Origin of the sequence: Vibrio sp. SSH13-20, from assembly GCF_040104475.1 — a bacterium.
GTDB classification, from domain to species: Bacteria; Pseudomonadota; Gammaproteobacteria; order Enterobacterales; family Vibrionaceae; genus Vibrio; species Vibrio harveyi.
Window position 1 is genome coordinate 19,459 of record NZ_JBECOU010000004.1, and the last position, 13,342, is coordinate 32,800.

The following is a 13,342-nucleotide window of genomic DNA, read 5'->3' on the forward strand; positions in this document are numbered from 1 at the left end:
CAAAGTATACAAGCCGAGGCCCTTACTATTTACAAAGAGTGCCCTTCGGGAGCGTGTCTTTGACTCGCTTTTTTAGTCAAACAAATGGCTACGTCAAACAACTTGGAAAGAGCAGGCTATTACGCTGCGTCGTTTTCCTTGAAGTCAAATCAATAACAACACTCTGAACTCTGCATCTTGAAGTCACTTGGGTATATCTGTATCGTTTGTTTGAAAGCATAAGGCATAAAAAAACCGAGCTCTTAAGCTCGGTTTTCGTCTATCAGTTTTGTCACTTTCGCTAAAGATTAATCTTCAGAACTTGGTGCTGCTGGCTTCTTTTTAGGGATAAACACGTTATCGCCCACTGCCACGTTTTGATAGAAACCTTTGTCGCGCTGAGCTGGTTTCTTCGGCGTTTTCTTAGCTTGAGGACGTGCTTTCTTGGGAGCCACTTTCTTATTGCGGAAATCTGGCTTACGTGGCTTCAGACCTTTGAATTTACCTTTTAGATCTTCAAACACAGAGAAGCTCAAATCTTGCTGTAAGTAAGTTTCTACACGCTTGAAGCTATCCCAATCTTTAGGGCCGACCAATGAAACTGCATCACCTTTGTTACCCGCACGGCCAGTACGACCAACACGGTGAACGTATTCTTCTGTATGCTTAGGCATATCGAAGTTAATTACGTGTGTCACAGTCGCGATATCAAGACCACGAGAAGCAACGTCCGTTGTCACCAGAATCTTAAATACCGCACGCTCAAACTGGCTCATGATGGTATTACGTTGAGTCTGGTTCAAGTTACCGCTTAGTGCGATAGCTTTCAGTTTCTTCTCGTTCAACTTCGCTGTTAGACGCTCAGTATCATCGCGAGTCGCAGTAAAGATGATCACCTGACGGTATTCAGCTTCTTCTAGAACTCGTTCAAGAATCGCTTCTTTGTGATCTAAGTGATCACATAGGTAGAATTTCTGAGTAATGTCTTTGTGTTCTTCGTTCGAAACACCAATTGCAATACGTTTTGGCGCATTCAGCATTTCTGCCGCGATGTCATTCACTTCTGCGTGATCAAGTGTTGCAGAGAACATCAAAGTTTGACGACGACGGTGTTTTGCCGCTTTATGAATGCGACGCAACTCTGGAGCAAAGCCCAGATCCAACATACGGTCAGCTTCATCTAGAACCAATGTTTCCAGACCATCAAGGAACAAAGAACGGTGCTCCAGATGATCAGCCAAACGACCTGGAGTGGCAACGATAAACTTAGGGTAGCGACGCAGTGCTTTAACCTGATCGTTAAAGTTTTCACCACCAAGAATCAATGCAGCGTCGTAGGACAAACCACCAAGCATTGAGCGAAGCTCACCATATACTTGTTTAGCTAGCTCACGCGTTGGCGCAAGAATCACAGCTCGAGGGTCTTTTGCAGAAAACGACTTATTCTTTAGTGACTTATGTAGCATTGGCAATACAAACGCCAAAGTCTTACCCGAACCCGTTTTCGAAGATGCCAATAGATCCTTGCCTGCAATCGCAACAGGAATCGCCTGCTGCTGAATGTCAGTCGCTTTTTTGAAATCGTAGTGTTTTAGGTTCTTCAACAATCGGTTGTCTAGGCCTAGATCTTTAAATTGCAAAGTATTCTCCAATAAATAGTCAGCGTCTTGAGCGCTTTTTCAGTGTCGTTTCCGCTCTAACGCAGCAAAAAATAAAAGCTCGATATAATACCGCAAATCATAGGAGTATAGATAGAGATCACACAAACTAATTCCAATAGAAAAAATAAAGTTTCCGCTTAGAAACTTTCATTTGTGTCAATATCGTCTAAATTATTGATATCAGGTAGTAGCAAAAGAGCTGCTGTACTACCTGATACTGGCGTTAGCAAGTGAGTAATCACTTACATTTGTAAGAAGAAAGTTAGCGTCCGTATCAGGTACTCTATGAAATCCTTGGATTTTTTTGACTTTTGCTACATCATGTTCTGATAGAATGTATTCACATTTGACCCTATGACTATATGACACAGAATTTATAGCGTAGGAATTTCACTATATGCAAGGAGTTCTAATATGAACAAAACGTTGATCGCAGCTGCAGCAACTTCAGTACTTCTACTAGCAGGTTGTGCTTCTTCTGACGAAGCAGCAACAGCTACTAAACTAGACGAACTAAGCAACCAAGTTAGCCAACTAAGCCAAGACGTACAGTCTCTACAATCTGACGTTCAAAAGTCTAACGACGCGGCTATGGCAGCTCAAGAAGAAGCTGCACGTGCTAACGAGCGTATCGACAACATCGCTCAGTCTTACACTAAGTAAGATTTGATTCCGCGCTTTAACGCTCGTTAAGGCGCGGTTATTTCAACTGGAACACCATTCTGCGCAGCAATCGCTGCTTTCGCTTTAGCATTCGTCATACCAAACTCATCAAGCCACCAGTCCAATTCTTTTGGAATGACTAAGTGATCCTTCTCGCCATTGCTGCGAGTTAACGGCTCGTGGGCTTCAACAAACACACTACGATCTGGTTCTAATGCGACTTTAACCGGTTGATTGATGATTTTTACTTTTTCGCCACGACGTACTTTATCAAATAACCATTCGATGTCTCTTGGGTCCATACGAATACAACCCGCACTCACACGCATACCAATACCAAAATCTTTATTGGTGCCGTGGATCAAGTATTCACCATGCCCATATGCCAAACGAAGTGCAAACATACCTAGTGGGTTATCTGGTCCAGCAGGAACGACAGCAGGTAGGTCAATCCCCTTTGCTTTGTACTCTGCACGAATAGAGGCAGGTGGCGTCCAAGTCGGATTAGGACGCTTTTGACTGATGCTTGTAGTCATTTCTGGAGTGTCTCGACCAATTCGACCTATACCTACAGGAAAAACATGAACCACGTTTTCGTTTTCTGGGAAATAGTAAAGTCGCAATTCGGCAAGGTTAATGACAATACCTTTATGAGGGACATCAGGAAGAATAAGCTGAGTAGGGATCGTTAAAACGTGACCATCTTGAGGGAGAAACGGGTCAACCCCTTTGTTTGCAGCCATTAGCGCAAGCATGCCAACATCATATCGCTTCGCAATATTCGCCATGGTTTCGCCTTGTTCAACCACATGGTTTTCCATGCGACCTATAACGCGAGCTCCGTCCTCTGGTAGTTGGTACATTTTAGCGAATGACAAACTACTCACTAAAGACAACGATATAGACAACAGGGTTCTTTTAGCGATACTCATTGGACGCTTCTTGCTAGGCATCTCTCTCTATTCCTTGGCATTTTTGAAGAGCCGTAAGGTTATCTCTCTTTCCACCTTGTGATCAACCATCGGCTTGTGATAATCCAGTAAATTAAAGCCACTCCATAGCCAAGGGTTATGAATGAATTTGTTTGGTACTTGTTTTATTTCCGGCACCCAATGGCGAACAAAGGTTCCGTCAGAGTCAAATTTCTCGCCTTGGCTGATCGGATTGAATATGCGGAAGTAAGGCTGCCCGTCGCACCCTGTTGATGCCGACCATTGCCACCCACCATTGTTGGCGGCAAAGTCTCCATCCACCAGCTTACTCATAAAATAAGCTTCACCCCACCGCCAATCGATATGAAGATCTTTGGTTAAGAAGCTTGCCACTATCATACGTAGTCGATTGTGCATCCAACCTGTTGTATTAAGTTGGCGCATTGCCGCATCCACGATAGGGTACCCAGTATTTCCTGCTTTCCAGCGCTCGAAGGCTTGCTCATCGTACGACCACTGAATCTTGTCTTCCCAAGCAATGAAGCCTCTGCCCTTGACCAACTTTGGCTCGAATACCAATAAGTGTTGATAAAATTCTCGCCAAATGATTTCGCTCAGCCACGTCGCTTTACCATCTGATAGGTCAACCATAGGGCTTTCAGCATACAACCTAGCGATGCACTGCCTTGGTGACAGAGCGCCGATAGCCAAATACGGAGACAATTGACTCGTACCATCAACAGAAGGGATATCCCTTTCAGCTTGGTAGGCATCACTACGGTCTCGAGCAAATTCTCGCAAATGCTGAACAATATCACTGGTTGCTGCGAACCATCGCTTGCTAGATTCTCTAGGATAAGAGAATGCGACACCATCATGGTAGCGATCTGGCTGAATCGGCTGGATGGTAGACGGTGACAGCTCGGCTTGCGGCTCAGGTTTCGATACAACTGGCATTTGAAACTTTGCCAACCAAGCACGTTTAAACGGGGTGAATACTTTAAAGTACTCCCCCTGTTTATTTAAAACGGTAGTCGGAGCATGAACGCACTTATCGTGAAAAGTATCAAAGGCAATGCCTCGAATTGAAAGTGCGTGAGAAACCTCTCTATCTAGTGCTTGTTCATTAACCTCGTAATGGATGTTCGCCATGACACGTTGAGCGCTTAAAGAAGTAGCCCAATCATTTATGACCTCTGTTACATCGGCAAACTCGGGCACCTCTTTGTATAAAAATGGGATGTTGAGTTTTGCGAGCTCTTCATTAAGGTGAGATAAACGTCGAGCAATCAAATCAGCTTGCATCGGTGCCATATGGTGCTCTCGCCACTGCTCAGGGGTCGAAACAAAACAAGCAACAACCGGAAGCCCGGTATCCAATGCAGCCTTAAGTGCTGTGTGGTCTAACGTTCTTAGGTCACGTCGAAACCATACAAGAATCATGTCGCCTCCTTACGAGGATGGATTTATTGCGGGAAATGCAGTTTTTCGATGACTTCAGATAGCTGCACTTGCTTCGGAGCTTGCTCTAATAACGTCTCCAAAGCTTCAACTTGCTTGATAGGCAGCGCTTTATTCGAGAAGAAATGCACGTATTGGTAACGTGACATCACATCATGCTCAACTAAACCCGAGATGTCTTCGACTTTATCAATCAGAGTAATGTGATACCCCTGTTCACACAGCTTTGCCGCCTGAATCCAGCTCTCTGAGTCACGAACTTGTTCAAAACTCAAAAGCAAACATTTTCCCTTGGAAGATGCCTTATTTTCCGAATCGACAACCAAGGCTAATCGAGTAATCAAGCAAGTTTGGAACAAACCAAGCTGTAAAGAACGTAGCGAGACTTTCACCAAATCTAACGCTTCAAACACAGGATTGACCAGCTGTTCAATGACAATGTTGAGTGGGTACTCTTTCAGCACATTCGATAACAGCGTTTCTGTTTTGCCACGATTGAGTTCAGATAACGCTTTGAGCATTGACTCCACTTCTTCTAGTCGTTGGATATCGGTCACTAAATCCACATCTGATTCCTGACCTAGCAAGCCTTTGACTTTGCCAATTGCAACGCCTTTTGCAAGCCAACCTTGAATTTCACGAATAGTATCTAAATCCTGCTGTCGATACAGGCGGTGACCCTTCTCTGTTCTTTGTGGCTGGATCAAGTTATAGCGTCTTTGCCAAGCGCGTAGAGTAACGGGTTTTACTCCCGTTAACTCTGATACATCTCGAATTGCGTATAGTTTTTCTTCTTGGCTACAATCCATAACGAAGTCTCATCTCCTGTGGATACGGTTCTAAGTATTTTTGTTTCTGTAAGTACGCGTCGGGGTACGTATTGAGATAGTGCTTAATTAACGTTAACGGGGCAAGTAATGGTAACAAGCCCGTACGATAATCACTGATCACCGTCGCCAGCTCCGCTTTTTCATTAGCGGTTAAAGAGCGTTTAAAATAGCCTTGCAAATGCATCAGGACGTTCGTGTTGTTTTTTCGACTGGCGCGATTCTGTAACGCTTTCATCAGACCTAGACGATATTCGTTGTAAAACTGTTCCATTTCGTAACTTGATACATCTGCAACCAAGCGTCCCAGCGAACGATAAGACTCTGGATGGTGCGCCATTAAAGTCAGCTTATAGCGAGAGTGAAAATCAATAATTTTGCCGCGTGTGGGCTCGCCGCCCATCGACTCATAAAAGTCATTCAAACAGTAAACACGCGTAATGAAATTTTCTTTTAAAACCGGATCGTTTAGACGACCGTCTTCTTCTACAGGTAACCACGGCATTTTTTCCATTAATGTTCTGGTATACAAACCGATACCTTCTTTCGCCGCACTATTTTTGCTGTATACCTTCACTCGCTCCATGCCACACGTTGGTGACTTCGCACATACGATGTAACCACACAGCTCTTCGCCCTCTAATTCGTTCACTTTATTTTCTGAGTACGCAAGCATGTTGTCAGTGTGGTCGTTTTCTGGATTTTTCGTTTCTACCAGCGCGATTCGCTCCTCATTGCTTACCAAACGAATGGTAGGGCGTGGAACAGACATACCAACACCGACTTCTGGACATACGGGAACAAAGCTAAAGTAGCCGTCGAGCTCTTTCGTTACGAAGTTACTGATTTTATGTCCCGAATCGAAACGAACTCGTTCGCCTAGTACACAAGAACTGATACCAATTTTGATTGAAGATTCCATAACGAAGCGTCCTATACAAAATGTTTTGTTGTATAACTTATAGCAAGTCAAATAACATTGTACAAGAAAATAAATTGTACAATTTAATCGTTTTACTCACTCTCTTCGAATATCGATCAGAAACTTTTAAGAAAAAATTTTGTGCTGAAAGACGAGATTTTGTGCGCGCAATCGACAAACTGCTCAAAAGCAAATCGATTGCCTTTTTGCTTTCAACAGATTTAGTTATCAACAGATTATTTAAACAATAAAACCGACCATTTTGTGACTCAACTCTCATGCCCCCTTACCCTGTCCCGATATTATTGCCTCAACGAAAACGAACAAGTTCAACAGAATTGGTAATAGCATTCTATAATTGATGCGTTTTACCTGAACAAAACTTTGGAGAGCACTTATGGCAACCCCACACATCAACGCACAACCAGGTGATTTCGCTGAAACAGTACTAATGCCAGGCGACCCGTTGCGTGCAAAATACATCGCAGAAACTTTCCTAGAAGATGTGAAACAAGTTTGTGACGTTCGCAACATGTTCGGCTTTACTGGCACATACAAAGGTAAGAAAGTGTCTGTTATGGGTCACGGTATGGGTATCCCATCTTGCTGTATCTACGTACACGAGCTAATCGCTGAATACGGCGTGAAAAACGTTATCCGCGTAGGTAGCTGTGGTGCAGTACGTGACGACGTGAAACTAATGGACGTTGTTATCGGTATGGGTGCTTCTACAGACTCTAAAGTTAACCGTATCCGTTTCAACAACCACGATTTCGCAGCAATCGCTGATTACGGTCTTCTAGAAGAAGCGGTTAACCAAGCGCGTGCTCAAGAAGTACCAGTTAAAGTAGGTAACGTATTCTCTGCAGACCTATTCTACACACCAGAAGCTGACATCTTTGAGAAGATGGAAAAACTAGGCATCCTAGGTGTAGATATGGAAGCGGCAGGTATCTACGGCGTAGCTGCAGACCTAGGCGCGAAAGCTCTAACTATCCTGACAGTTTCTGATCACATCATCCGTGGTGAAAAACTAAGCTCTGAAGAGCGTCAAAAGTCGTTCAACGACATGATGAAAGTTGCTCTAGAAACTGCAATCAACATCTAAGAAATACTTAAGTAGTAATTTGCAGCCGGAGCCTGACCGGCTGCCTGAATTATCCCGAGGGGGCGATTGTGTCTAACGGCGAACTGCCAAAGGACGCAGATGGGTTACAACTCAACTTTTGTAAAACATTGGCGTGTGACAACTTTGGATTGAGTGATGCAAAGCGTTACGTCTTGCAGCATGCTAACCCTAAACGTCCGGCGATGGTGTGCCGTGAATGTGGAGCTTTCCCCCCCTTACTTAACAACCGCGATGTGGTCAACGAACTTCATCGTTTGAGACACGTCCACAGTGATGGACTACCTGCTTGTCGCAATGATGACTGCGACAACTTCGGACTTTCTGTCCACACTCATAAACACCTCTATCACGCTTTTGGTTACAGTGGCGATCGCCAACGTTACCGCTGTAAAGTGTGTCAAAGTACTTTTGTCGATAAATGGTCTGGTGCCAACAAAAAGCTTCAATTTCAAGAGAACTTGATGGGCTTGCTGTTCACGGGATATTCCGTCCGAGAAATCTGCCGTAAACTGAGCATCAATCCAAAAACCTTTTACGATCATGTTGATCACATTGCTAGTCGTTGCCGCCGTAAGCTTGCAACCATTGATGCACGCTGGGTAAACCACGCGCAGCATTATGAGCTCGCTTCTAGCTACGTTGCATTGCAACCCCATAGTAATAATGGCGTGTATTGGATTGCTTCTGGTGAGGCACATTCGGGCTACATTCTTTGTCAGCATGTGAACTATTCATCTGATGATGAGCCAGTGGCGTCCTTGGATCACAATCCATACGATGAAGTCTCTCGCTTTGTATCACAAGAATACACCGCTGAAGCAAGTGAACCACCACCAGAGCCATCAAAAAAGCTGCGTGAGCGCATCGATCAGAAATACCAAACGATTTTGGCCCGTGGTAACGTCGAAGATCCAATGGGAAATCTCTCTGTTTTCCACTATCCGTCTAAAGGTGCCTTAATTCGTCCACCTTATACCTCGTACGCACACTATCTTCATGTATTGGATATGTGTTGCCCAGAGAAGCGCGTATCGATCTACATGCCACAAGATCCCCTGCTCCGCTCAGCGGCGTTGAGCGTCTGTTTGTCTCGTATTCAAGAGAAAAACGTCGATCTTATGTACGTAGAAGAAGACGCAATTTGGGATATGAATGCCCCGTTTGGTAAGGTAGATATCGCTTATATGAGTTGGTGGCGAGATCGCTGGGCGATTTCTAGTCAATACGAATGTAACAAAGGTATTTGTTATCTAGCTGGTGATAAAAATGAACCTGAAGCTTGGTTCAATGTAGCAACAACTCGCCACATCCAATTCTATCAAAACCGTTTCCAACTGCTGTTTGAGAGCTTCATCAACGAGCCACGTCGCAAATTAAGACCTGCTGGTATATTGCCTCTTTTAGATATATTCAGAGCTTGGCATAATTTGTGCTATCAGGATAAGCAAGGACTCACTGCCGCTCAGAGACTGAAAGTCACCGACGCACCACTAACGATCAAACAATTGTTGTCATGACTATTTAACAGTTTACTCATTTAGAAGTGGTAAGTAAGCGCTGAACACGGTATACATTACAGTATCCGATCCTTTATTGGTGTGGCGATTTTCCACACCGAAATGATAAACGCATCTAACCACTTGTTTTTAGGTGTAAATTCCAGTTCTATAGTCATGGATGTGAACGTTGGATAAAAGCCAAATTCAGCTCGAAACTGAGCTAACTGCGCTTGAAGGTCAGATAAAAACTGATCCTGAGCGCGCATTTCGAATTGCAGAACAATGCCGGATACGCGCAGAACAAATTCTGTTTGTTGACGGTGAGATTCGTGCGCTTATTGTTATGTCCCATGCCTGCTGGTGTAGCATGGATTATCGACACGGCTTAAAGCTGGTTAAAGACGCCTATAACCTTCAAATTCAACTCGACACTGACGACCACTTACCTGAAATACTTCACTTATTTGCCCTACAATACTGGGGACAAGCTAAGTACTACTCTGCTCAGCAATACTGGATTAATGCCCTAGAGCAGTCTGCGCTAGTCGACGATATCGAGATTCAAATCGAAGCTTTGATTGGTCTTGGTAATGTTTGGCGAATCACCAATGAACACAAACTTGCCGCCTCAACCCATGAGCTCGCGGTAAAAGTGGCAAACAACGTTCGCATAGCTTGGCTAGAAGGGAAAGCCAGAATCCTGCTTGCTTGGGATTACTACTTGCTGAATAACTTTGTCGAAATGCTAACAGTGCTCGACGGTGCGACCGAAGTACTTCGAGATCACGAAGACAGCACTTGGCACGCAGAAATCTGGGATTTCAAAGGTCTCGCTCTACTGGGTTTAGAACGTTTAGACGCAGCGGAAGAAGCTACTCAAAAAGCCCACCAACTCGCAATTGAACAAGATCTTACGTGGATGAAAGCGCATTCTTTCATCAGCCGAGCAAGACTCGAATTACTACGTAAAAATACCGAAAGTGCATCTGAGCTACTGCAATCAGCAGAACAATCCGCCCTCGCGTTTGATAACGGCGAATTGCTCAGTCAAATTTGTTTCCAACAATCGCGCGTAGCGGAAGAGCAAGGTGACTATCAAGGTGCTTTCCAAGCGTTCCAGAAATACCGCAAACACGCACTCAAAATGCTGAAAGAGCAAACGCATCGAGTGAGCATGGACAAAGCACGAGGCTCAAAACGCCAGTTAGAACAGCGAGCACGCAAGCTCATCAATCGTATCCGTGCTCAACATGAATATGACCCAGAAAAGCAGTTCTCAAATGTAGTATCAGAAACTTACTGGTGGGAACAACTGGTTCTGTTTAAGACCGAATTAAAACGCTCTAATCATGCGATCATCATGATCCGCCACGCTGAGCCCGCATTTCTCGATATTTGTACCGAACTGGTTCACTCATTGACCACTTCCAGTGATTTAATTTCCCGCCTAAGCAGCGATCGCTTAGCCATGCTTATCGCAGAAAAAGACCAAGCGGCAGAAGATCTGTATCAAACCGTGTGTTCGATGTTAGACATCTATCCTTGGAAGCGTCGTGGTCTTGATGGTCCAAAACCGACACTTTATCTACAGGACATCCTAACCTTCCCGTTCACCTTAGAGCAGTTGGAAGAAAGCCATATTGAGGTATTGAAGAATGGAACAACTGCTTAGTAAGGTCACTGATGCGGGAATGGATCCCTCTTCTGTCGCCGGTGAAGAGGCATTGATTCTGTGGGAGCACATTCGCCTTCATATCGCCTCGACCAACAAAGAAAAAGCGCATTGCTACATCATTAGTGCTGAATATCGTAGCAAGATTAAACAGTTAACCGAGAGTATTGAAGAGCTACGCCTCGCGCTTGATCTACTAAAACTCCCAGAGGATGTAGAAGATATCCTATCAGTAAAAGCGAGTCTAAGTGATCGCTTGGTAGAAAAAGGGGACTATAACGCAGCACTGACCGAATACATCGCCTCAACCAACATCGCCGTTGAGTACGGCTATATCGATGAATATGTTCTCGCCATCATTGGTATGGGCAATCTTTGTGATGCTTATGGGGATCATAATCGTGCCCTACGTTATTACCAGAAAATCGACGCGATTGACCATGCAATTGGTAGCCGTTCACTAAGACTGCGTTACAAACTCTACATGCTAGCGTGCTACATCAGCCTGCAACGCATCGGCGCAGCAACCGAGCTACTAAGTGAATGCGAAGAACTGAGTATCCTAGTAAGTGATAAGAACTTAACTGGGCAAATTCATTTATATCGCGCGAAGTTATATCGTCTCCAAAAGGAATATGAACAAGCCTTACTTGCGATTTCGCAAATCCAGTATGCGACAGGCAAGCAACATACTTACTGGCTCTCAACCATGGTAAAAATTGAAACGGCTTACTGCTTAAATGAGGTCGGTCATCAATCTTTAGCGAACTTGCTGCTGGCATCAACGGGCAAACGCATTAATGAGCACTCCTCACCACTTATCGCGAACCGATTCTACAATGCAATGAGCCAAGTATGCGCGTCGCAAGGCTTGTTCAAAGAAGCGTTAAACTACGAGAAGAAAGCTTTTCGAGTTGAGTCCGACTTAGTCAAACATATTCCAATTAGTGAGTTGGGACCAGCACAGTTGCGCCGCCTCACTCGCTTTGAGCTGCAACTAAAACTCATTCTGTCTGAGATTGAAAACAAAGAACTCAAAGAGACCACAAAGCAACACAAAAATACCGTAGCTCAGCTTCAACAAGATGTATTCACCGATCCGCTGACTTCTTTACATAACCGACGTTGGTTGGAAGTGAAGCTAAAAGATCTGCTGCTGCACGACACGCCATTTGCACTTATGGTGATTGACATTGACCACTTCAAATCGATTAATGACGAACTCAGCCACCTTGTTGGTGACAAGGCAATCGTCAATGTGTCGAAAGAACTCTCCGGTTACTTTAAATTCCGTGGGTCTTCATGTGTACGTTTTGGTGGAGAAGAGTTCTTGGTTATTCTTGAAAACACCGAAGTCGCTAAGGCTGAAATGCACGCAGAAAACTACCGAGAACGTATTTACCAATTTGGGTGGCATGAGATTCTTGGTGAACGCGGTCTGACCGTGTCGATAGGCATTACTTTACATCGGGAGGGAGAGAACACGCAACGTACCTTCTATCGCGCCGACAAAGCCCTATACCGCGCCAAAGCCAATGGTCGAAACCAAGTCTGCACTGAACTATAAAAAACGCCCCAACAACAACTGGGGCGTTTTTATAAGCCGAATGACAAGCTTAAAGAAAAAACAAAGAAATACCGCCAAGTGCGACTAATGTACCAAGCATACTCTTCACGCCGACCTTTTCTCCTCGCAGAGCATAAATCACCAAAATAAAGAGGGGGCTGGTTGCAATTAACGTCTGAGCAATGGCGGGGTTAGCGTATTTCAACGCGATTTGTTGTAACCATAATGCCAGAAATGTCCCCACGAAAATTGCCAACAACAGCCAAACTAGCGCTTTGTTGCCCATTGCTTTTAGGTGCTGTTTAATGCTGCTAAACGGCGCCGGTTCGACAATTTTCACCACCAAACACACTGCCAACACGCCAATACTAAGACGAATGAGAGCACCGAGCAGCGGTGGAAGATCGCCCGCAACCAACGCATAGTGAGAGATCACCACACCTGAGGCTTGGCACACACTCGCGAGTAACCCAAATCCGATACCGCTCCAGTTTGTTGCCGCTCCCGAGGTTGATGGTTGAAATACCACAAACGTAACCGCAACCGTGGTCACTACCACGCCCAGCCAACTTTGTAGTGTGAGCTCAGACCCAAGAAAAGCCATGGCAAGCACGCCGGATAAAGGCGGTGCAAGGGATTCTAAGAGTAATGTTTTGTTCGGACCAATGCGCTTTAATGCAGCAAAATAGGCACTGTCACCAACAGCAATACCAATCACACCAGAAATTGCCAACACCGCGAGATGTAACGGCTCAATGTACGCAGGTATACCTTGAGGTAGAAAAGGAATAACGACCACCATCATCATTGAGGCGATCACACCTTTTACTATGTTCAACTGCATTGCTGAAAATCGGTGGCTGAATTGGCTGTAAATCCAAGTCGCAACCGCCCAAACGATGGCTGCACTTATCGCGGCAAGTTCACCAGAATAATGCACTACTCACTCCTTCGTATTCCATGCCGTATCTCTCAATAACTGTGTATCAAATTATAAATTACTTGATCCACCTATTGTTCTATCAAATAC

11 protein-coding genes are annotated in these 13,342 nt (G+C 44.7%); 5 read left to right on the forward strand and 6 right to left on the reverse strand.

Annotated elements, in window-relative coordinates:
* Window positions 1-287: 287 nt before the first annotated feature.
* Window positions 288-1,631, reverse strand: a complete 1,344-nt coding sequence (locus ABMY42_RS12115; protein WP_017818510.1) for a DEAD/DEAH box helicase — start codon at window positions 1,629-1,631, stop codon at window positions 288-290.
* A 423-nt stretch (window positions 1,632-2,054) separates the two neighbouring features.
* Between ABMY42_RS12115 and ABMY42_RS12120 the strand changes: the two genes are divergently transcribed.
* Window positions 2,055-2,303 (forward strand): Lpp/OprI family alanine-zipper lipoprotein, encoded by a 249-nt coding sequence (locus tag ABMY42_RS12120; RefSeq protein ID WP_005441096.1) that lies wholly within the window; start codon window positions 2,055-2,057, stop codon window positions 2,301-2,303.
* Window positions 2,304-2,329: 26 nt separating this feature from the next.
* Here the strand turns inward: ABMY42_RS12120 and ABMY42_RS12125 are convergent, their stop codons facing one another.
* Genes ABMY42_RS12125 through ABMY42_RS12140 form a run of 4 tightly spaced genes read right to left on the reverse strand, consistent with a single transcriptional unit; the run spans window position 2,330 to window position 6,445 of the window.
* A complete protein-coding gene (locus tag ABMY42_RS12125; RefSeq protein ID WP_005452874.1) occupies window positions 2,330-3,256 on the reverse strand; it encodes a L,D-transpeptidase family protein in 927 nt (308 codons plus the stop codon).
* A 6-nt stretch (window positions 3,257-3,262) separates the two neighbouring features.
* Window positions 3,263-4,678 (reverse strand): deoxyribodipyrimidine photo-lyase, encoded by a 1,416-nt coding sequence (gene phrB / locus ABMY42_RS12130; RefSeq protein ID WP_050938341.1) that lies wholly within the window; start codon window positions 4,676-4,678, stop codon window positions 3,263-3,265.
* Window positions 4,679-4,701: 23 nt separating this feature from the next.
* Window positions 4,702-5,505: a MerR family transcriptional regulator gene (locus ABMY42_RS12135; RefSeq protein WP_349266341.1), complete on the reverse strand. Its 804-nt coding sequence runs from the start codon at window positions 5,503-5,505 to the stop codon at window positions 4,702-4,704.
* Complete coding sequence (locus ABMY42_RS12140) at window positions 5,495-6,445, reverse strand: DUF523 and DUF1722 domain-containing protein (protein ID WP_274879301.1); 951 nt, start codon at window positions 6,443-6,445, stop codon at window positions 5,495-5,497. The genes ABMY42_RS12135 and ABMY42_RS12140 overlap by 11 nt, the downstream gene beginning before the upstream one ends.
* A gap of 397 nt (window positions 6,446-6,842) precedes the next feature.
* Here ABMY42_RS12140 and deoD point away from each other — a divergent pair, with 397 nt between their 5' ends.
* From deoD to ABMY42_RS12160, 4 genes are all read left to right on the forward strand, one after another.
* Window positions 6,843-7,553: a purine-nucleoside phosphorylase gene (deoD, locus tag ABMY42_RS12145; RefSeq protein ID WP_005375140.1), complete on the forward strand. Its 711-nt coding sequence runs from the start codon at window positions 6,843-6,845 to the stop codon at window positions 7,551-7,553.
* A 68-nt stretch (window positions 7,554-7,621) separates the two neighbouring features.
* Window positions 7,622-9,091: a hypothetical protein gene (locus ABMY42_RS12150; RefSeq protein WP_005452883.1), complete on the forward strand. Its 1,470-nt coding sequence runs from the start codon at window positions 7,622-7,624 to the stop codon at window positions 9,089-9,091.
* Between the two features lie 169 nt (window positions 9,092-9,260).
* Window positions 9,261-10,745, forward strand: a complete 1,485-nt coding sequence (locus ABMY42_RS12155; protein ID WP_017818509.1) for a hypothetical protein — start codon at window positions 9,261-9,263, stop codon at window positions 10,743-10,745.
* The gene (locus ABMY42_RS12160) at window positions 10,729-12,312 is read left to right on the forward strand and encodes a GGDEF domain-containing protein (RefSeq protein ID WP_017818508.1); all 1,584 of its coding nucleotides are present in this window, start codon (window positions 10,729-10,731) and stop codon (window positions 12,310-12,312) included. Before ABMY42_RS12155 ends, ABMY42_RS12160 begins: the two co-directional genes overlap by 17 nt.
* A 49-nt stretch (window positions 12,313-12,361) precedes the next feature.
* On the opposite strand, the gene ABMY42_RS12165 is transcribed toward ABMY42_RS12160, so the two are convergent.
* Window positions 12,362-13,252, reverse strand: coding sequence for a DMT family transporter (locus tag ABMY42_RS12165; RefSeq protein ID WP_017189590.1), 891 nt, complete (start codon window positions 13,250-13,252; stop codon window positions 12,362-12,364).
* Window positions 13,253-13,342: the final 90 nt, after the last annotated feature.